This window comes from Exiguobacterium sp. RIT594 (assembly GCF_003339585.1).
Taxonomy (GTDB): Bacteria; Bacillota; Bacilli; order Exiguobacteriales; family Exiguobacteriaceae; genus Exiguobacterium_A.
In genome coordinates this window covers 42,340-63,528 of record NZ_QPKF01000003.1, presented here as the reverse complement: position 1 = coordinate 63,528, position 21,189 = coordinate 42,340, and the positions used below count along the sequence as shown (strand labels likewise).

Genomic DNA, 21,189 nt, shown 5'->3' with positions numbered 1-21,189 from the left:
GTTCCTCTGAGATACAGGAGGAACCCGGTCATTTTCATTGAGTATGAGAGCAATTATAAGTATAGAAAAATGCTGAAGATTACTTAACGATGTTGTGTTTAAACGCATAAACGACAGCTTGCGTCCGGTCAACGACATCAAGCTTCGACAAGATGTTCGAAACGTGTGTTTTGACAGTCTTCAAAGAGATGAACAGTTCGTCGGCAATTTCCTGGTTCGCCATTCCGCGTGCCATCAGTTGCAAGACTTCCTGTTCGCGTTCTGTCAAATCATCATGGAGATGGCTCGTTGGTTTTCGTAAACGTTCCATCATTTTCCCCGTGACTTGGGCCGCCATGACGGATTGACCACTCGCTGTTTTGCGAATCGCTTCTGCAATTTCAAAGGCACTTGCTGTTTTTAAGACATAACTCATTGCACCGGCCTCAATGACAGGATAGACCTTTTCATCATCTAAAAAGCTGGTGACGACTAAAATTTTGGCGTCTGGCCATTCTTTTCGAATCAACCGTGTTCCTTCAACGCCATCGACCGGCTCCATGACTAAATCCATTAAAACGACATCCGGACGATGTTTCAATGCAAGCTCAGCACCTGTTTGTCCGTCCGCTGCTTCTGCTACGACCTCGATATCTGGTTGAGTGGACAAAAAAGCAGAAACACCCGCACGGACCATTTCGTGATCATCGACTAATAACACACGTATCATACTTGCACCATCCGATCTTTTCTTAATTTTACTTCAATTTGCGTCCCTTGTCCCGGAACACTGACGAGGCGAATCGTTCCACCCATCTCGGCCGTCCGTTCCCGCATCGAATTGATGCCGTAAGAAGCGAGTTTTTTTTCATCGACGATAAAGCCGACACCGTCATCATTCATGCTTAAGATGACTGTATCATTGAATTGACGAAGTTCGATGTCCATGTGTGAAGCTTTGGCATGGCGCAAGGCATTGGTCAGCCCTTCTTGGACAATCCGGAACAATTCGTTTTCGATCGGACGGGGCAATTCGATGGCTTCAAGCTTCCAACTCAGCTCGGTGGACTGCTTTCTTGATAACTCTTCCAACAATTGAGTCAGGCCTTGCTGAAGGGTCATCCCTTCGAGTTCGACCGGGCGTAATTGTAGCAACAGGGAACGCATCTCGGACTGTGCCGTCTGGGCCATCGTTTCGACCAAATCGATTTGTTTCGCAGCGGTTTCCGGTTGCGTCAGAATCGTCTGTTTCGCTGCTGTCGTCATCATTGAGATGGCATACAGCTGCTGTGAAACAGAGTCGTGCAAATCACGGGCAAGCCGTTTTCGCTCTTCTGTAATGGCCTGGACACGGACTTGTTCGATGTGTTGGGGACGGGTACTGATTTTTTGAACGGTTTCGACCTGTTCATCGATCCGTTTCCCGATCCGCGACAGACGTGTCAGCGTGTGGAAATAAGGACCGTTGACGATTGTCACTTCTTTTCCTTGCTCCAGTTCAATGATGGCTGTTGTGACTCTCTTGAAATCGCGCCGTAAAAAGAAGTAGTGGATACTGCCAACTGCTAACGGTAATAAAAGCGATAAACCGATGACGAGCAGAAAAACAGGAAAGTCCTGTTGACGGACGAAAAGTACATGCCAATCGACTTGGCGTGTACTTAGAAATAATAACGTCGTCATCACAGCCGTAAAAAAACCGGTCATGACCTGGAGTGCGATGACACCAAGCGGAAATTGATCACGTTTCATATCGAGGTCACCTCCACGTTCCCGATACCTAGCATGACATGAATCCGGACTTTTCGGACAGCCTCGTCATATTCGGGGGCACGGTACTGGATTCGGCGATTGAAGAAGGTCGGAATACGACGGACATCTGTCTTGACGCTCCCGAAACCAATCGATGTATCGAGCGTGTAATCGTAACCGGACGGTAACAGGATTCGGACATCACCGACAACACCGCTGACGACGATCAGTGTCTCGCCTTCCGGAACATAAGCATGCGTCAAGTCGATTTCGAGATCACGGACGATGAATTGTTCGCTCAAATCTTTTAAGACATAGGGAAGTTCCTGTTGTGTCGCAAACGAGTAGGCCGGTTGAATCTTAATGCCTTCCTCTTCATACAGACTCGGCGAAATTTTTGAGAAGAAAAATTCCCGGACAGAGTGACGGGTGACGAGAATGATTCCGAGATACAGCAGAATACCGGCGATGACGAATCCGATTGCTGCTGAACTAAGGACGACACCGGCTAAGATGATTGTACCAACGATGTAAAACAGGATAGCCAGTTTTTCATGGTTTCTTTTTCGGAAATGAATCCCGACGTAATACAAGAGGAAGGGGAAAAGCACTCCGAATAATACATTTCCCGCGCCTGTCATCAAATCATAGAATAGTCCGAGAGCAAACAGGATCGACACGTAGCCGACTAGTTGTTTTGTACTTAATCGTCGCACGGGCAATCTCCTTCCTGACATGACAAAGGGAGGCAAGAATGCCTCCTTCGTCCGAGTACTTATTTTTGGAAACGACGTTCGAGATCGGCAATCCGGGCATCGATATCATCTTCTGCAATCGGCGCTTCCTCTTCCTTCGTTTCAGGTTCGTTTGTGGTGAATGGATGTTGTTCTTGTTTAATAGTAGCATTTGGTTCGCGTTCTAGCACCTGGTTCATCTTCGATTTTAAATTCGAGACGTTTTCATGCATCATCCATTCATACCGCTTATTTTGTAAGTCTTCCAGCTTCAGTTTTAATTCCAGTGCTTCCCGTTCGAGCTGATTGAGCTCACGTTTCGTTTCGGCGATCAGTTCTTCAAAGAAGCGGAACTGTTCCCCGTAATGTTTCGACTCGATGGCCGCCCGTTCTGCAAGTTCTTGTTCGCCGGCTTCTTTGGCGATTTCAACTTGTGTAAAACGTTTGTCTGCGAGTTCCTTCGCTTCATCCTGTTTTTGTGTCAGTTCAACAAGCAACGTCCGTTGACGTTCCAGTAAACGGTCGATTTCTTTTAGGTCCGATTCGGTTGTCCGGATGTGGCGGACCAGCTTTTTAGCAGGTGCTTCTCCCTGATCGGCGGCTTTTTTTACTTCTGTCATCATTTGATTGGCAAACTCATTTAATTGATCGAATACGTTTTTCATCAAAAATTCCTCCTTGGATGTTAAATCTACAAAGTATCGGTTCGTAATGTACTGTACTGTCCATTTGTTAGCGTTTTTGATCGAGATCTTTCCAATCGGCTTCAAAGTGGGACGATGCGGCCTTGCGACGGCGGGCGAACAGTTGATTCAAATCAACACGTTGCAGTTTCATGCGCATGTATCCGATGTACAGTGCCAGTGCGGCAGCGATCCCGACAACAGCCCAGATGTTTGATAGGGCAACACCGATTCCGATTGCTGCGAGCAGTCCAAATCCGATTTTCGCGAAAACGCTTGATGTTTGGATAAACTTACTGATGGCGTAAAAAGCGAGTAGCGCGCCGAGCCCGAGTCCGATCATGTGCGGTAATGTACCGATGACGACAGCGAGAAGGGCGAGACCGGCAAGTGCCATCAAGACCTGTTTTCCTTTTGATTGCTTCATGATGAAGCCTCCTTTTTCTTGATACTCTTATCTTAACGGAGTGAATAGACAATCACGACGCCCTTCGGACCGGAATCGTCTCCGACTTGAGGCGGAGAAGGGAAGTCTGACTTTAAAGAGTCTGCTAGGTCAGCAGAAGAGAATATGGTAAAATTCGACTATAAGAAACGAGAGGAGTGGTGTTTTTATGTATGCAATCAGCCACGTAAAAGAAAACCAGATCGGAACACAGGGAGGGGTTTCCCTCCCTTAAAACAGAGGAGGAAACCATTTGAACGAATGGGGTAAACTACCGACTCATGTAGTCGGAACAAATGAACAGTTAGGCCGTGTGACGGCAGTCTTTCAAAAACAGTACCGTGTGATGACGACTGACGGGGAAACGTTAAGTGAGTTATCCGGAAAGCTGCGGTTTGAAGCATTAACGAAAGCTGAACTGCCGGCAGTCGGGGACTGGGTGATTCAGAGCGGACGGGAAGCCGGTAAGGGACGGATTGAACGTGTTTTGCCGCGTAGTACGCAATTTTCCAGAAAAGCAGCCGGAACGGAAACCGAGGAACAGGTTATTTGCGCGAATGTCGATCTTGCATTGCTCGTCATGGCGTTTGGGCACGATTTTAACGTGCGTCGCCTGGAACGGTATTTGACGGTCGCGTGGGAAGCAGGGGTCACACCTGTTATTGTCTTGACGAAAAAAAGTCTGGCGACGTCGGTTGACGAATTTTTGTCAGAGGTGGAGACAGTTGCTTTTGGTACGCCGTGTTTTGCTGTTGATTCGCTGACCGGAGAAGGACTGCATGATTTACGTGAAGCATTGCAACCAAACGAGACGATCGTTCTCGTCGGATCGTCCGGTGTCGGGAAGTCAACGCTCGTCAATGCATTGGCGGAAGAACAGTTGATGGAAACGGGCGGCGTCCGCGAAGATGATGAACGGGGCCGGCATACGACGACACACCGGGAGCTCAAAAGGTTGTCGAATGGATTGTTACTCGTTGATACACCGGGTATGCGGGAGCTTGGACTATGGGACGGGACGGACGGACTGGCGTCGACCTTCTCGGATATCGAGGAGCTGGCGGAATCATGCCGTTTCCGGGACTGTCAGCACGTAGAAGAACCAGGCTGTGCTGTCCAAGCCGCTTTGGCAGATGGAAAGCTGTCGCGCGAACGGTGGGACAGTTTCCTGAAGCTGAAACGTGAAGTCGCTTATGCAGAACGGAAACAAAATGTGGCCCTTCAAGCGGCTGAAAAAGAAAAGTGGAAAAAAATCCACAAGCAGGCACAGGCGCGGACGAAACTGAAGTATCAAAAACGATGATTTAATTTAAAATGAAAAAGGAACGACGCTTTTCTGATGAACCAGAGAGGCGTCGTTCCTTTTGTTGAAAACGATATTTAACTACGGTCGAAATCAATCGTACCCGTCAGATCATCAAGACGTTTCAAATCGTTTTGAATCGCGTTGATATCACTAGGCTGCTGTTCGCGCAATTGTTTTGTCCCGACCGGATGAACGGTCGCATGTTCATGTGGATCGAGCGAGATGGTCCGGTTCGAGAGACGGTCGTTAAAGTAACGATCGTGTGAGACGAACAACAATTCACCCGGAAAGACATCGAGGGCGCTTTCAATCTGTTCGCGGGTCGTCAAATCAAGGTAGTTGGTCGGCTCATCGAGAATCAGCAGACGAGCACCGGAAAAATAAAGGCGTAAAAACGCAATCCGGCATCGTTCTCCCATACTTGCTTCGGCGATTGGTTTATACACCTGATCCCGGCGAAACAGAAAACAGGCGAGAAGCGTCCGGGCATCGGTCTCAGAAATCGTCGTCTCCTGCAGCAACGCATCGAGCAGAGAACCGGAAACCGGTAAATCCGAAAGTGCCTGTGAAAAGTAACCGACTGTCAGAGCAGGATGGCATGTCACCGTTCCTTCCGTCGGGTTGAGCTCCCCTTGAATCACCCGGAGCAAAGTCGTCTTCCCGGAACCATTCCGACCGATGACGGCGATCCGGTCACCTTGTTGCATGGAAAAACTCAGTTTTTGAAACAGTGTCCGCTCCTCGTACGAAAAGGAAACGGCGTCCAGTTCAAGCAACTGCTTGGCGGAAAACGGTGCTGCTTCAAAGGCTACATGAACGGAGGACGGGGATTCCGGTTTAGCGACACGATGATTGAGTGTCTGCTCGAGTTGTTTTTCTTTTGCCTTAAATTTTTTAGCTTGTTTTGCTGCTTTTTTCTTGGCATAAGGATCGCGTTCACTGGCGTGTGCGACAGCTTGTTGATGCCAGTTTTGGTACTGATTGATCATCCGTTTGAGTTCCTTGCGCGTTTTTTCCTGTTTTTCATACTCGTGTTCCTGCGTCAGACGTTCCTGTTCTTTTTGCTGACGATACGCTTGGTAATTTCCTTTGTAGCGTGTCGTCTGACTCGGGGTCAGTTCAATGACCGCCTCGGCGGTCGCATCGATGAAAGCCCGTTCGTGTGAGACATACAGGATGGTAAGCGGCGTCTGATGCATCCAGTGAATCAACCAATCGAGCGTGTCAGCATCCAAGTGGTTGGTCGGCTCATCGAGCAGAATGAAATCCGGTTGTTGGACCAACAGGCAGGCCAGTTGGATGCGGGTTTGTTCGCCACCGCTCAGTGTATCAAAGGGATGTGACCAGACGTGTTCCGGCAATTGCACCTCTTTTAACGCACGAGCGGCGTCTGTCTCGAGTGAAAAAGCATCGAGATCGAACGCAGCCTGGTAGACTTCGAGTGACGATGAGTGAAGAATCGCTTCCCTTGCTTCGTATCGTACTCGGTCAGCCTGTTCGACGAGCCGGATGGCCGGTGTACTGGAAGTGAGATGTTGGGCGACATGGCCAACGTTCGTATAGCCGCGGAAGATGTTTCCGTCCGTCGGCTGAAGCTGTTTTAAAATCAGCTGGAAGAGTGTCGTTTTACCGACACCATTGGCACCGACCAAAGCGACATGTTCACCGGGACGGATAGAAAATGAAACATGTTGAAACAACGTCTGTTGCGGAAGATCAAAGCGTACATCATGAAAGGATAAGATTTCAGCAGGCATATGTTCAGCTCCTTTTGGGTTCATTTCAGTATTGATGAAATGAAAACACACCATCCGAAAGCGAGCGGATGGTGTGCAGGAGGGCAGATCAAAGAAGGTATGTTCCGCATGACGGAAATACCGAAAATGAGCAGACTCGTAGCGTCAGTCATCCGCAACTCATTGCGAAAGTGATGAATTCTTTCATCATTAGACAGTAGCGAGTAAATGCTTCATTTCGGTATTGTACCTCCTGTTCATAGACTATGTGTTCAGTGTAGCAACTTGTCGTCAGCAAGACAAGTAAGAATCGAGCAATTCTTGAGCCGCAGCGGCTTCTTCCGGATTCGGTGGCAGAACATCCGCCAATGGATAGTCGAGACCGAGTGCTTCCCATTTGTAAACGCCAAGCTGGTGATAAGGGAGTACTTCGATCCGTTCGACATTACCGAGTGTCCGGATGAATTCGCCGGTCTGGCGCAGGAACGTCTCCGTCATCGTCAAACCGGGCACGAGAACGTGACGGATCCAGACGGGAATGTTCCGTTCTGCCAAGCGTTTGGCAAAGGCAAGCGTATTGGCATTACTGCGCCCCGTCAGAATCCGGCAGGTCGCATCATCGATATGCTTAATGTCGAGTAACACGAGATCCGTGTAATCAAGAATCCGGTCGATATTTTTAGGAACGACCGAACCGGCTGTATCGATGACGGTATGCATGCCTTTTTGTTTTGCTTCCCGAAGTGCCGCTTCCAAAAATTCCGGTTGGGCAAGGGGTTCTCCACCGGAAAATGTGATACCACCGCCTGTTGCTTCGAAAAATGATCGGTAACTTTCCGCTTCTTCAATGATTTCCGTTGCCGAGACGGAACGACCACATCCGAATTCCCACGTATCCGCATTGTGGCAGTATTGGCAACGTAAAGGACAGCCTTGCGTGAAGACGATGAAGCGAATACCCGGTCCGTCGACCGTGCCGCAGGATTCAACAGAATGAATCGTTCCGTGTGTCATAGCCATTTCAGTCCTTTCTTTCAGTTAAAGTGCACCGTGGAACGTCCGGTTGATGACGTCAATTTGCTGTTCGCGGGTCAACTTGATGAAGTTGACGGCGTAACCGGAAACGCGGATCGTCAATTGGGGATAAAGTTCCGGATGTTCCATCGCATCGAGTAATGTTTCCCGGTCGAAGACATTGACGTTTAAGTGATGACCTTTTGAAGTGGTTCCGCCCATGTAGCCGTCAAGCAGTCCGACTGTATTACGGATTCGTGTCGGTTCATCTTTCCCGAGTGCTTTCGGGACGATGGAGAACGTGTAGGAAATGCCGTCAAGGGCATGTTCATACGGTAATTTCCCGACGGAAGTCAACGCGGCGACGGCTCCCTTCGTATCCCGGCCATGCATTGGATTGGCTCCCGGTGCGAATGGTTCACCAGCCCGTCGTCCGTCCGGCGTATTACCGGTTTTTTTGCCGTAAACGACATTCGAAGTAATCGTCAAGACGGATTGAGTCGGTAAAGCATCACGGTACGTCGGATGTTTCCGGATTTTTTCCATAAACAGTTTGACGAGATCAACCGCCATCTGATCGACACGGGCATCATTATTTCCGAATTTAGGGAAGTCACCTTCGATTTTAAAATCAACCGCGATTCCATCCGCATCACGAATCGGGGAGACTTTAGCGTAACGAATGGCGGACAGGCTGTCGGCCACGACGGACAGTCCGGCGATACCGCAAGCCATCGTCCGTAAGATTTCCGGGTCGTGCAACGCCATTTCGATGCGTTCGTAACTGTATTTATCATGCATGAAGTGAATGACATTCAATGTATTGACATAGAGTTCCGCCAACCAGTCAAGCTGACGGTCGTAAGCAGCCATGACCGTTTCATAATCCAGGACATCATCTAAAATCAAGTTCGTCTTTGGAGCAACTTGAATTTTAAGTTTTTCATCGATGCCGCCGTTTAACGTATAGAGCAATGCTTTTGCTAAGTTCGCCCGTGCTCCGAAAAATTGCATCTGTTTCCCGATTTTCATGGCGGAAACACAGCATGCGATGCCGTAGTCGTCGCCGTAAATCGGCAACATCAAATCATCATTTTCATACTGGATCGAACTGGAGAGAATCGACATCTTGGCACAGAATTCTTTAAAGCCGCGCGGTAGTTGTGTGGACCAGAGGACCGTCAGATTCGGTTCTGGAGCCGGACCTAGATTGACAAGTGTCTGCAGGAAGCGGAACGAACTTTTTGTCACGTTGGAGCGACCGTCCTCACTCATCCCGCCGATTGATTCCGTGACCCAGGTCGGATCACCGGAGAATAAATCATTGTAGTCCGGGGTCCGGAGGAATTTAACGATCCGCAGTTTCATGACAAAATGATCGACCAGTTCCTGGGCAGTCTGTTCCGTCAAACGTCCTGACTGCAAATCACGTTCGATATAGATATCAAGGAACGTCGAGACGCGGCCGAGTGACATCGCTGCCCCGTTTTGTTCTTTGATTGCAGCGAGGTAAGCGAGGTACACCCATTGGAACGCTTCCTGGGCGGTTTCAGCCGGGCGGGATAAGTCGCAGTCATATCGTTGACCGAGCTCGGTCAGTTCCTGTAACGCCCGAATTTGTTCGTTCATCTCTTCACGGTCCCGGATCATCGATTCGGATAAGAAGCCGCCGCGGTCTTTCAAATCTTGTTTCCGTTCTGCGATCAAGAAGGCTGTACCGTACAGCGCAACACGGCGGTAGTCTCCGATAATCCGACCGCGTCCATAGGCATCCGGAAGACCTGTGATGATACCCGCTTTACGGGCAGCGCGCATTTCAGGCGTATAAGCATCGAACACGCCTTGATTATGTGTTTTACGATATTCACTAAATGTTTTTGTGACGAGAGGATCGGCTTGGAAACCATAGGCTTCTAAAGCATCATTGACCATTCGAATCCCGCCGTTCGGATGAATGGAACGTTTGAAGGGTTCGTCGGTTTGCAGACCGACGATTTGTTCGAGTTCGCGGTTGAGGTATCCTGGACCATGTGACAGAATCGTTGAAGGTGTCGAAGCATCGACGGCATAGACGCCACCACGTGAACGTTCTTCACTTGTTAAATTCATGATTTGTTGCCACAGTGTTTCCGTAGCCACGGTGGGTCCTACAAGAAACTGATCGTCTCCCCGGTATTCTGTCCGGTTTCGACGGATGAAATCAGCTACGTCAATTTGATTGTTCCATGCGCCTGTTTCGAATTGTTGCCATGCTGGTGTTTTTTCAAGTAACATCACGAACACTCCTTTGTTTTTAAGGTGAACAGTCCAAGATACATCCCTTATGTGAATAGTGTAACAAACATTAGGCGGGAAAAGTTTTACATCCCGGTGAAAGCGTAATGGACTTGAAAAACGTTGGTACATAAGGAATCCGTTAAATGTGTACCAGTGATTGGAACATGATAAAAAAACAGGAAAAGGGCGAATTAAAGCCATATTTTAAAATCTGTATCACTATTTTGATACGCATCTGAACAAGACAGTTCGAATCGTGATAAAAGTCACACCGGGTTATCTTGTATTTTTATGACGTATCGTTGACAATGAAAAAGGGAATATAGACCGTGGAGGTGCATAAAATGGATTTTTCGATTTTGGAAGACCGTGCCGATTATAGAGCAGGTGATTGGGTGACGTTAAAAGTATCGACTGAAGGAACACCGCGAACGGGAATGATTACGGAGTTTGAGGAAGACGGCTTTTGGATTCGTTTTGAAGATGACTTTGATTTTGAAGACTTCATCGGATACAAAGAAAAATACTTGGCGAAGCTGATTCGTCGCCCGAGTGATGTCCGATCCCATTACCCGGTGCTCGGTCAGTTTCCGAAACTGGCGGATGAACTTCAGGACCGGGTCATTCAAGGGTTTGATATTTTGACGGAAGAAATAAAGAATGACCAGGAAGTGGTCTATCACATCCGGCTCATCGACGCAGGGAACGAATATACACAAATGTTACGTGGTCTGCGTGACGAAACGACCGATCGATTCGAATATGTCACAGAATGATGCAGAAGAGAGTAGGAGAATACACGTTATGGACTTTATGAAACCTTTTATTACAGAAGCTTGGGAACGCGCCCGCTTTGAAAAAATGATGCCGGTTCAAGAACAGGCAATCCCATTACTACGCGAAAGAAAAGATGTTTTGGTCGAAGCACCGACCGGAACCGGGAAAACATTAGCATATGTCATTCCGGCCTTAGAATTGATTGATGAAAATGAACCGCATATCCAAGTCGTGATTACAGCACCGACACGTGAACTGGTCATGCAAATCCATCAAGTCATTCAACTGTTTTCACAAGGAAGCGGCATTAAATCAGGTGCCTTCATTGGTGGTGTCGAACTCAAGCGCCAGCATGAACGCCTGAAGAAAAAACCGCAAATCATCGTCGGAACTCCGGGACGGCTCGTGGAACTGATTGATTCTAAAAAAATGAAGATGCATAAAGTAAAATTGATTGTCTTAGATGAAGCCGATCAAATTTATGAGAGCGGCATGAGCGCTTCGGCAACACGAATTGCCAACAGTGCGCTGCGGGATCGGCAGCTGGCTTTTATCTCGGCGACATTGCCGGAACGAACAGCCGAGTGGGGAAAAACGTTATTTGCGAACGAGCCTGCACGGATTAAAGTGGAACGTGTCATGAGTACGCAAGTGAAATTTGGTTATATCGAAATGTCACGCCGTCTTAAACCGGAATACTTGCGTCGCCTGGCGAACATGCAGGGAGCGAAAGTATTGACGTTCATCAATAACCGCTCATTCCTTGGACCGTTAAACGGTGAACTGAGCAAGTTCTCATTGAAATACCGCATTCTGGACGCTGAAAAAGGAAAACGGGAACGGATGGAGACACTCCGTTCGTACAAACGGGGAGAGTTCCCGTTGCTCGTGACGACGGGCCTCGCAGCTCGTGGACTCGATATCGAAGCGGTTACCCATGTCGTTCATTATGATTTACCCGAGTCATTCGACGATTTCGTTCACCGTTCAGGACGGACAGGACGCGGGAATGCATCCGGTATGGTCCTTGCGCTTGTCACCGATCACGATTTGAAACACCTGAAGACACTGGCTAAACAAATGGGTGTGGAAATGGAAGAAATGGAAATTTATCGTGGCGAAGTGATTCCGAAACGGGAAGTCACTGAACCGGAAACAATCAAACGACCGGCGAACCCACACCGGAAAGGACCGACACGATGAAAAGTGAGCGAAAAATAATCCCTTTTCCAACGACCGTATCGGAAGCGGAGATGAATACGGCACTTAAAACGATGTACCAAGAAGCCGCAACGGCCAGAAGTACAGACTGGGTGGCATTCATCGAAGAAATCGCAACAGAAGGACGTTGGTACTTGAAAGACGCCGAACTGTTCCGTGATTTATTCGTCGACTGGGCGATTTTCTATGAAACGGATGAACAAGGGAAAACGCCGCACGGCCGCTTTTTAGAACAGGTCAAGGACGACATGTCACCGAGTTTATACCGTGCTCTAAGAGGTTTGGCGGATCCGGTTCCCTCGTTGTTTCTCGTTGAGGAAGAGCGGGTCGTCGACATTATGTCAAAACAGACCTATCAGACGGATTTAGCAGAAATTGAAGTCGAGCCGGGAGATCTGCTGGTCGGTAAACTTCTTTATATTTCAGGAAAATGGCGTTTTGCGATTGCATATATGAAAGTCGCCAAGGCATTAGTTCCGGAAGTCCGGATTCTTTTGGCGGATTTCGTCGACGAAGTAGGGGAAGATGCCTTGCTGCGCCAGTATCCCGAATTTTGTGCCGAGTTGATTGATTTATTACTTGATATTGAAGAAGGAAACATCGCACCACGTCCAGAATAATCAAAACCGGCCTTTCCGAATGTTTACGGAAGGGTCGGTTTTTTTTAGACAGGTACATTCATTCAATCTCCGAATGATAAATTCCAATCCCGTTTTTATCTTGATGTTTCACGCGATACATGGCTAAATCGGCCTGTTTGAGCCATTGTTCTAAATCAGTTTCCGGATCGTGGTGTGCGACGCCGACACTTGCAGAAACGCGTAACAGTTCTCCACGATACTGATAGGGTTTCGACAGCTGATTTAAAATGACTTTACAGCGTCGTCTTAAAGAAACTTCATCCTTCGCAGAGGTCAATAAAGCAAATTCATCCCCGCCAAGCCGGTAGACAGATTCGCCGGAGGTTAATTCGGTCGAAAGACGTCGCGCGACTTCTATCAGAATGTAGTCTCCGGTCTCGTGGCCATACGTGTCATTAATTTGTTTGAAGCCGTCCAAGTCAATCAAAGCTAAATAATTCAAGGCAGATGTTTTTTCATTAAACGTTTTTTCTAAAAAACGGCGATTACCGATGTGCGTCAAGCCATCATGATAGGCATGGTATTCGATTTGCTGCTGTCGGGCCATTCGCTCTGTCACATCATGGAGAATCAAAAAGTGACCAACGGCAGTATCGGCTATCTTGATAGGAATCGGAATCAATTCGAATTGTTGATTCGCTTCATTTTGATAATGATTTTTTTTCGTTTTCAAGGCAGTCTGAACATGTTGTAATTCATCAGTCCAATGATCGATTGTCATGGCGGAGAGACCGAAAATCCGTTGGGCAGCCCGATTCGCAAAAATGGGTTCTTGACGCTTATTAAAACGAACGATAGGGTCTGGATGTCCGAGGAATAATGGGATGACTTGTTGTTCGCTGGCTTTAATTTGTTCCGTGCGTCGGTCAACCCGTATCGCCAACTGCTCATTCCGGGTATCCAATTGATGGACGATGGATGTATGTTGCCGTGTGATGAAAATTTGGCGAACAATCAATAACAATAAGATGACAAAGACATCTCGTTTTTGTCCGTCTTCGTCGAGGAAATAATGAAGAAATAACGGCAAAGATAACAACGGTAGCCAAGCCCGTTGGACGATGGATGATTTGTTGGTCCCTTCAATGATGTGATCAATATGCCAAAGGATGGCCGCACTTTGGGCCAGACGGATAAGAATCGGTGAGAAAATCAGATACTGCATCGTGAACGCCGGAAAGTAGACGGATGATATTTCGTAAATTCCACGAATGAAAATTGATAAAAAGAGTAGAAGCAAAGTTGTTCGTGATACCCAATGCGTGTCTTGGATAAAGAAAAAATAAAAAAAGACGAACAGACCGAGTGACGTATTGACGATGACGACAAGTGAATAAGGAAACGGATTGACTGCAGGATTAACCAGTTCATTCAGAATATGAAACGCAATTAGCGCGAAAAAAATGACCAAAATGATGGCATCCATAAAAGCCAAGAGGTGTTGACCAAAACTTTTTTTGGAAGCAATCCGGTAAAAAATAGCATATAAAAATAAGTAGTGGGATAAGGAAAACAAGGCCAGGCTGTAGAGTCCGGAAAAACTTTCGGGCGGACTGAATAGATGAATCGTTTCTAAGATCGATCCGATGACGGATAAACATAAAGAACCAAGCGCAAGCAGCCAGAAATTTCGTCTTGGAACGATAAGGAGCTGCTCTTTTTTATAGGCGACCAGGATAAAAAAAGCAATCAATGCCAACGATAGGTATTGTAGGATTTGCTCGACGATAAGATTTGGAATCGATTCGTTTGCAGAAGCAATGACCATCAATATCGTGGAAATAATCAGTAAGGGGGGAAACCATTTTATGAAATAGGGAGATTGATGCACGAAACTGCCTCCTCACATGAATTGGTGTATCTTTTTCTCATCATACACTGCTTTTGTCCGGTTCATGTGATTCAAAAAAAATCGTATCCGTCCGTCGTGTTGACGAAAGGATACGATTCATAAAAAGACGGGATTACTTTTTGTAGCTTTCGTACGCTTCCACTTTTTCGGACAGGTACGTCCAGTATTCCATCAACTGGTCGACTTTTGCTTTCGCCTGTTCGATTTGTTGATAGAGATCATTGACCTGACCTAAATCACTCCCGGAGGAAGCCAATTGTTGTTCAAGAGACTCGGCATGAAGTTCGGCTTCTTCAATTTGAGACTCAATCGTTTTCCAGTCGAGTTGCTCTTGATAACTCAATTTCTTAGGTGCTTCGGCAGGTGGTGTCTCAACAGGTGTAGCGTCTTTGACGACAGGCGCAGTTTCGATAGTCACAGACGGGAGTTCCCGTTGCTCCAAGTAATCAGTGTATTGACCATAATAAGATACGATTTCGCCGTTTTCGAATGCCAATAACCGGTTCACGACACGATCAAGGAAATAGCGATCATGACTGACCGTGATGACCGTTCCGGGGAACGAATCGAGGTAATCTTCCAATACGGATAACGTTTCCGTATCCAAATCGTTGGTCGGCTCGTCAAGGAACAGAACATTCGGTTCATCCATCAGGATGGTCAGCAGTTTTAACCGTCGTTTTTCACCGCCGGATAACTTACCGATTGGTTTATACTGTGCTTCTGGTTTAAACAGAAATTGTTCAAGCATCTGACCGGCTGTGATTTCTTGACCGTCTAACGTCGTGATGACTTGGGCAATCCGTTCGACTTCTTCAATGACGCGCCGGTTAGGGTGACTGAATTCTGCGAACTGGCCGTAGAATCCGACTTTGACGGTTTCACCGTGAATGATGTCACCGCTCGTCGGTTCCAGACGTTTGGCGAGGATGGATAATAAAGTGGACTTGCCGCTCCCGTTACGGCCGACGATTCCGTATCGTTCCTTCCGACCGAACAGCCAATTAAAGTCGCTGAACAGCGTCCGGTCGCCAAACTGATGGCGGACATCAACAGCCTCGATGACTTTTTTGCCGAGTCGGGTTGAGCCGACCTGAACTTCAAGTGAGGCTTCGTCCTCTTCATACGAAAGTTCCTGCAAGGCATCGACCCGCTGGATCCGAGCTTTTTGTTTCGTTGTCCGTGCTTTTGCGCCGCGTCGTAACCAGGCGAGTTCCCGGCGGAGGATATTTTGGCGTTTTTCTTCCATAGAGGCTGTCCGTTCCCGGCGTTCTGCACGCTTTTCCAGGAACGATTCATAATTACCGACATAGAAGTAGGCTGTTCCATTCGCGATTTCCATCATGTGGTTCGTGACACGGTTCAAAAAATAGCGGTCATGGGTGATAAGTAAGATTGCCCCGCGGTATTCCTTGATTTGGGATTCGAGCCAGGTAATCGTCTCGGCATCGAGTTCGTTGGTCGGCTCATCGAGCAGCAAGAGATCAGCTTCGTCGAGCAACGCTTCAGCCAGCCCGACACGCTTGCGTTGTCCGCCTGACAACGAACCGATAGTCGCTTCAAGATTCGTGATACCGAGTTTGTTTAAAATCATTTTGAGACGGGATTCTGTATCCCAGGCATTGGCAGCATCAATTTCTGTTTGAGCACTGATGAACCGTGTCAATAACGTTTCATTGCTCGGATCTTGTTCAAGCGCCAGACGCGCGACCTCATAATGACGAAGTGCGTTGATGGTAGGGGTATTACCAGATAACAAGACTTGCATGACCGTTTGATCTTCCGGATAATCCGTTGACTGGGACAGCAGACGAATCCGGTAATCATTCGGATGTTGAAGCTCACCTGCGTCCGGTGTTTCTTGTCCGGCTAATATATGGAGTAATGTTGATTTTCCGGTACCGTTGACACCGATAATTCCAATCCGGTCACCGGGACTGACGGAAAACGTCACGTCTTCGAATACGATTTTATCGGCAAATTCTTTTTTTAGTTGATCGACTTTAAGTAACATGTCAGACTCCTTCTACAATTTCCTTGATTTGTTGTTCGACGAGAACGACTAATTCTTTTTGCGACATTGATTTAGGATCAATCGGTTTTAGAATCGTAACATCGACGGTCGCCGGACGAATGCGTCCGGTTTCCTCCATGACACGATAACTGCCCGAAATCGCAATCGGAACGACAAGTGCACCACTTGACGTAGCCAGTGTAAAACTACCGGCCTTGAACTCGGCGACAGGACCGCCCTTAGAACGTGTGCCTTCCGGAAAAATAATCATCGACTGACCATCTTTGATCGTGTCGATTCCGGCCCGGATGGCCTTTAACGATTGTCGTCGATCTGTGCGGTCAATCATGACACATCCCATCAGATTCATCCAGACATTGACGATGGGAATCTTATTCACTTCGATTTTTGAGATGAACGCTTTTGGTTTATCAATTTTCCCGAGGAGAATCGGAACATCAAAATTACCTTGATGATTAGCGATGAAGACGACCGGTTGATCGGTCGGGATGTTTTCTTGACCCGTCATCCGAACTTTGACTCCGGCAAGCCGGAGTAATGAGTTTGCCCAGGCATGAGCCACTTTTTGTGTATAGGCGTAGCGTGCGGCGTGCGTTCGACGTTTTGCCCCCGGAAGAAACGGTAATGTAAGGGGTAGAACCAGTCCAAAATGAATGAACCAGATGATTGTGCGTAACATAGTGGCATCAGACTCCTTTTTTTGCTTTCAATGATTATTGTACAAAAAAAGACCGGGTATCGCACCCAGTCTTCGTCATTATTCCCAATAACGAGGTTCCGACTCTTCTTCGGTTTCTCCAAGTTCAAACGTCAAACGACGGGTCGTTGGGTCAATCGAGAAAGAAGCGTTAGTATTATCAATCTGTTTGATTTCCATCGACTCCTCGTCAAGGATCAATGTCAGTCGGACCTTATCTTCGTGATCGACAAGCAGGACGCCGTCTTCTTTTAACCACAGGTCGATGACAGGCGAGTAACGAAGGGTCCAACCGTTGGATAAGGGAATTTCATTCATAATGACTCAGTTCCTCCTAGTAATACGAAGTTAAAGCGGTTCTTTATTTATCATGCTGTTCTGTCGCCGATAATGCAAGTGGTGGAAGTGATTCCCCTTGACCGTAAGACAGTTGATACGATTGTTCCCGCTTTTTCATGCGTTCATACTGCTTTTTGACTCGCCGGTGCTGCACATATTCATGATAGGACTGATGAGTTGTCCGAATGAGCTGTCTGAAGGAAGAGAGCGATAAGCAGATGGCGAGTGTAAAAACGAATACACCGATTGAATCTGTATAATAACCGGTCGTATAACTCAAATATGTACTGATGAGACCTGTAAACGTCGTGAAAAGATAAAACCACATGACATGCCCTCCTTGTTTAGATGATGTACATCTTTTAAGGAATTCGTGACGAAACCATGATTTCCTGTATCGCCCTGTAAAACTTCGGGAAAAATAAAAAAATCCACACGCTTCGTGTAGATTTTATGGAGTGTCAATATGTTGAAGTGCAGGTGTCTTCGGAGACAGGTCTGTACTGTTCGAACCTTCTGCAAAAACGATTCCGATCGTTGCCAGGAATGCGAAAAAAGCAAATACCAATGTTTTTGTGAAGCGTCTTGCGAAAGAACGCGATTGAATGTTATGAAACATGTTTTTCCCCCATATTTAACTAAACTAAACCTTCTTTTTCCTATTGTTTTATCATATCTCTTTTTTTCAAAAAAATCACTCAAATCAGAACCGTTCACAAAAATGTCATATTTGATCACTTTTGCTTCATGTCGGAGAGGGGAGGAAAAAGAGTATAGTATGATAGGTGATACGCAGGAACAGATGGAAACAACAGAAGGGAGATGACCACTCATGGCATTACGCGCAGGACAGGTTGTCACATTAAAAGTAGAACGAGAAGCAGAGTTTGGTGTTTTCTTGAGCAACGGGGAAGAGGACATCTTACTTCATAATAATGAACAAACAAAAAAGCTCGAACTTGACGAAGAAGTGGAAGTCTTTCTTTATCAGGACAACGAAGGGCGTCTCGCTTCGTCGATGACGATTCCGGAAGCATCGTTTGAAGACTATGTCAAAACGACGATCAACGGTACGCGTTACAATACAGGTGTATTTGCAAACATCGGGATTCAAAAAGACGTATTAGTATCGCTTGATGATTTGCCGCAACGCCGGACATTTTGGCCGGAAGAAGGAGATCAACTCTACATTCGTCTGAAACATGACCAGAAACTTCGTTTACTCGGAGATCCGGCTCCGTATGCTTATTTCAACTTACAGGCAAAACCGGCACCGGAAGAGTGGAATAACATGGACGTTGAAGGTCTTGTTTTTGCTCAGCGGGATCCTGGTGTAAACGTCTGGGTCAACGAACAGACGATTGGTTTTCTCCATGAACAAGAGATGGAACGCTGGCCGCGACTTGGAGAAGTTATGAAATTACGGGTGACAAATGTGAAGCCAGATGGTACAGTATTACTTTCAGCAAGACCACGTGCTCACGAGGCAATCGACATCGATGCGGATTTGATCATGAATCATCTGCTTGAACATGACGGTCAGATGGCGTATGGTGATAAGACACCTCCTGAGACGATTGATGAGGTATTTGGCCTAAGTAAGGCTGCCTTCAAACGTGCTTTAGGTCGATTGTTGAAAGACAAAAAAATAGAAAAACATGAAACGGGTATTCGGTTAACGAAATAAGTTGACCAACTTAAGCCTACGTTTCGAATAAATAGTTAGGAATTCATCATTTTGGTGGTTGCGGCTGGTACTTACCGGCGACCATTTCCAAATAAAACCCCATCACTAGTGGGGGCAAGCGGCGCGAATTCGAGCGTTGTACGGTCCGGGCATCATGCCTTTCCCTCGCCCTTATGGCAACGATTATGATGGTGACTTCCCTAAACATTATTATACGCAGAAATAGCCCCTATCTTTAAGGAAGAGGTTCTGCTATAATAGGTAGTCGATTGTATTCGTTACGGTAGCGTCTGTTTAGTGGCAGACGCTTTTCATATGACAAAGGAGAGTATTTAGCATTGACAACATTTCGTGAATTAAATCTTAGTGAGGCACTTATCAAAGGTGTCCTAAAAATGGGCTTTGAAGAAGCAACTCCAATCCAAGCAGAAACAATTCCAGTCGGTCTTAGCGGCGTTGACTTAATCGGTCAAGCACAAACAGGAACAGGGAAAACAGCTGCATTCGGTATTCCAACGATCGAGCGTCTTGACGCAAAATCGCGCCATATCCAAGCATTGATCCTTGCACCAACTCGTGAGCTTGCGATTCAGGTTGCAGAAGAATTAAACCGCATTGGTGAAGTAAAACGTGTTCATGCATTACCAGTATACGGTGGTCAGCAAATCGACCGTCAGATTCGTGCGCTTCGTAAGAACCCACAAATCGTCGTCGCTACACCTGGTCGTCTAATGGACCACATGAACCGTAAAACATTAAACCTCGACCACGTCCAAACAGTTATCTTGGATGAGGCAGATGAAATGTTGAACATGGGCTTCGTGGAAGATATCGAAAAAATCTTAGGTACACTTCCGCCAACTCGTCAAACACTTTTATTCTCTGCGACAATGCCGCCGCAGATTCGTAAAATCGCAGATCGCTTCATGACGACTCCGACTCACATCAAAGTAAAAGCAAAAGAAATGACTGTCGAAAACATCGATCAATCATTCATCGAATTAAAAGAAAACCAAAAATTCGACGTCCTTTGCCGCTTGATTGATACGGATTCTCCGGAACTCTCAATCATCTTCGGTCGTACGAAAAAACGTGTTGATGAGATGACAGAAGGACTTGTCCAACGTGGATACACGGCGGACGGTTTACACGGTGACTTAACACAAGCAAAACGTGACCAAGTTATCCGTCGTTTCAAAAAAGGAACAATCGATATCCTTGTAGCTACAGACGTAGCGGCACGTGGTCTTGATATTACAGGCGTTACACACGTTTATAACTTTGATGTCCCGCAAGATCCGGAAAGCTATGTTCACCGTATCGGCCGTACTGGTCGTGCTGGTAAAACAGGATCAGCGATTACTTTTGTTACACCACGTGAATTCGGTCAGATCAAAACGATTGAACGTGTTACAAACAAAAAAATGTCGCGTCGTCATGCACCGACACTTGATGAAATCCTGGAAGGTAACCTGAAACTTGCTGCACAAGAGTTAATCAAACGTGTAGAAGCAAAAAATGCTCAAGAGTATACAACACTCGCTCAAGAACTTCTTGAAGAGTATGAAGCAGTTGAATTAATCTCAGCAGCGCTTAAAGGATTAACGAAAGAGCCGGATGCAACGCCAGTTCAAATTTCGTCAATCGAACCAATCCGTGTGAAACGTTTTGGTAGCGGTGGTGGTAACGGTGGCGGTAACCGTCGTCCTTATGGTAACAAAGGTGGATCAGGTTCTGGTTCTTCTTCTAACCGTAGCAGTGGCGGATACCGTGGCAGTAACCCACGCGGTGGGGAGCGCCGTGAAGGCGGTCGTCCTTCTGAAGGAAACCGTAGCAGCAGCACATCTTCTTCTTCAGATCGTCGTGAAGGTGGATACGCTGGTCGTAACCGCAGTGAAAGTGATCGTAACCGTGGCGGACGTAAACCACGTTTTGAAAAGTAAGAAGGTTGAACCGATTTGTCACAGACAAGTCGGTTCTTTTTTATGAACTGTCATGATAAAATGAGCAATGA

The 21,189-nt window shown here is 46.9% G+C and carries 19 protein-coding genes; 6 read left to right on the top strand and 13 right to left on the bottom strand.

Annotated elements, in window-relative coordinates:
* Window positions 1-79 precede the first annotated feature (79 nt).
* The 5 genes from DVG79_RS11460 to DVG79_RS11440 form a co-directional block, all read right to left on the bottom strand.
* The gene (locus tag DVG79_RS11460; RefSeq protein WP_114596840.1) at window positions 80-709 is read right to left on the bottom strand and encodes a response regulator transcription factor; all 630 of its coding nucleotides are present in this window, start codon (window positions 707-709) and stop codon (window positions 80-82) included.
* On the bottom strand, window positions 706-1,731 hold the full coding sequence (locus DVG79_RS11455) for a sensor histidine kinase (RefSeq protein ID WP_114596839.1): 1,026 nt from the start codon (window positions 1,729-1,731) through the stop codon (window positions 706-708). Before DVG79_RS11455 ends, DVG79_RS11460 begins: the two co-directional genes overlap by 4 nt.
* A complete protein-coding gene (liaF, locus tag DVG79_RS11450; protein WP_012369506.1) occupies window positions 1,728-2,447 on the bottom strand; it encodes a cell wall-active antibiotics response protein LiaF in 720 nt (239 codons plus the stop codon). Before liaF ends, DVG79_RS11455 begins: the two co-directional genes overlap by 4 nt.
* Window positions 2,448-2,506: 59 nt before the next feature.
* On the bottom strand, window positions 2,507-3,130 hold the full coding sequence (locus DVG79_RS11445) for a PspA/IM30 family protein (RefSeq protein WP_114596838.1): 624 nt from the start codon (window positions 3,128-3,130) through the stop codon (window positions 2,507-2,509).
* A gap of 67 nt (window positions 3,131-3,197) precedes the next feature.
* On the bottom strand, window positions 3,198-3,575 hold the full coding sequence (locus DVG79_RS11440) for a lmo0954 family membrane protein (protein WP_114596837.1): 378 nt from the start codon (window positions 3,573-3,575) through the stop codon (window positions 3,198-3,200).
* A 271-nt stretch (window positions 3,576-3,846) separates the two neighbouring features.
* On the opposite strand from DVG79_RS11440, the gene rsgA reads away from it, so the two are divergent.
* Window positions 3,847-4,896, top strand: coding sequence for a ribosome small subunit-dependent GTPase A (rsgA, locus tag DVG79_RS11435; protein WP_114596836.1), 1,050 nt, complete (start codon window positions 3,847-3,849; stop codon window positions 4,894-4,896).
* A gap of 77 nt (window positions 4,897-4,973) precedes the next feature.
* Here rsgA and abc-f read toward each other — a convergent pair whose 3' ends face one another.
* From abc-f to pflB, 3 genes are all read right to left on the bottom strand, one after another.
* Window positions 4,974-6,656, bottom strand: coding sequence for a ribosomal protection-like ABC-F family protein (gene abc-f / locus DVG79_RS11430; protein ID WP_114596835.1), 1,683 nt, complete (start codon window positions 6,654-6,656; stop codon window positions 4,974-4,976).
* Between the two features lie 270 nt (window positions 6,657-6,926).
* Window positions 6,927-7,649 (bottom strand): pyruvate formate-lyase-activating protein, encoded by a 723-nt coding sequence (gene pflA / locus DVG79_RS11425; protein ID WP_041261815.1) that lies wholly within the window; start codon window positions 7,647-7,649, stop codon window positions 6,927-6,929.
* A gap of 24 nt (window positions 7,650-7,673) precedes the next feature.
* On the bottom strand, window positions 7,674-9,923 hold the full coding sequence (gene pflB / locus DVG79_RS11420) for a formate C-acetyltransferase (RefSeq protein WP_114596834.1): 2,250 nt from the start codon (window positions 9,921-9,923) through the stop codon (window positions 7,674-7,676).
* Between the two features lie 347 nt (window positions 9,924-10,270).
* Between pflB and DVG79_RS11415 the strand changes: the two genes are divergently transcribed.
* Genes DVG79_RS11415 through DVG79_RS11405 form a run of 3 tightly spaced genes read left to right on the top strand, consistent with a single transcriptional unit; the run spans window position 10,271 to window position 12,544 of the window.
* Entirely contained in the window at window positions 10,271-10,702 is a 432-nt protein-coding gene (locus DVG79_RS11415; protein ID WP_114596833.1) for a hypothetical protein, read from the top strand.
* Window positions 10,703-10,730: 28 nt separating this feature from the next.
* On the top strand, window positions 10,731-11,906 hold the full coding sequence (locus DVG79_RS11410) for a DEAD/DEAH box helicase (RefSeq protein WP_114596832.1): 1,176 nt from the start codon (window positions 10,731-10,733) through the stop codon (window positions 11,904-11,906).
* A complete protein-coding gene (locus DVG79_RS11405) occupies window positions 11,903-12,544 on the top strand; it encodes a hypothetical protein (protein WP_114596831.1) in 642 nt (213 codons plus the stop codon). Before DVG79_RS11410 ends, DVG79_RS11405 begins: the two co-directional genes overlap by 4 nt.
* Before the next feature lie 58 nt (window positions 12,545-12,602).
* On the opposite strand, the gene DVG79_RS11400 is transcribed toward DVG79_RS11405, so the two are convergent.
* The 5 genes from DVG79_RS11400 to DVG79_RS11380 form a co-directional block, all read right to left on the bottom strand.
* The gene (locus DVG79_RS11400; RefSeq protein ID WP_114596830.1) at window positions 12,603-14,396 is read right to left on the bottom strand and encodes a GGDEF domain-containing protein; all 1,794 of its coding nucleotides are present in this window, start codon (window positions 14,394-14,396) and stop codon (window positions 12,603-12,605) included.
* Window positions 14,397-14,529: 133 nt separating this feature from the next.
* Window positions 14,530-16,431, bottom strand: coding sequence for an ABC-F family ATP-binding cassette domain-containing protein (locus DVG79_RS11395; protein ID WP_114596829.1), 1,902 nt, complete (start codon window positions 16,429-16,431; stop codon window positions 14,530-14,532).
* Between the two features lies 1 nt (window position 16,432).
* On the bottom strand, window positions 16,433-17,131 hold the full coding sequence (locus DVG79_RS11390) for a lysophospholipid acyltransferase family protein (RefSeq protein ID WP_114596828.1): 699 nt from the start codon (window positions 17,129-17,131) through the stop codon (window positions 16,433-16,435).
* Window positions 17,132-17,209: 78 nt separating this feature from the next.
* Window positions 17,210-17,467 (bottom strand): hypothetical protein, encoded by a 258-nt coding sequence (locus tag DVG79_RS11385; RefSeq protein ID WP_012369519.1) that lies wholly within the window; start codon window positions 17,465-17,467, stop codon window positions 17,210-17,212.
* Window positions 17,468-17,510: 43 nt separating this feature from the next.
* Window positions 17,511-17,816 (bottom strand): hypothetical protein, encoded by a 306-nt coding sequence (locus tag DVG79_RS11380; protein ID WP_114596827.1) that lies wholly within the window; start codon window positions 17,814-17,816, stop codon window positions 17,511-17,513.
* Between the two features lie 504 nt (window positions 17,817-18,320).
* Between DVG79_RS11380 and DVG79_RS11375 the strand changes: the two genes are divergently transcribed.
* Complete coding sequence (locus DVG79_RS11375; RefSeq protein WP_114596826.1) at window positions 18,321-19,175, top strand: S1-like domain-containing RNA-binding protein; 855 nt, start codon at window positions 18,321-18,323, stop codon at window positions 19,173-19,175.
* Window positions 19,176-19,513: 338 nt separating this feature from the next.
* The gene (cshA, locus tag DVG79_RS11370) at window positions 19,514-21,118 is read left to right on the top strand and encodes a degradosome RNA helicase CshA (protein ID WP_114596825.1); all 1,605 of its coding nucleotides are present in this window, start codon (window positions 19,514-19,516) and stop codon (window positions 21,116-21,118) included.
* The last annotated feature ends 71 nt before the right edge of the window (window positions 21,119-21,189 follow it).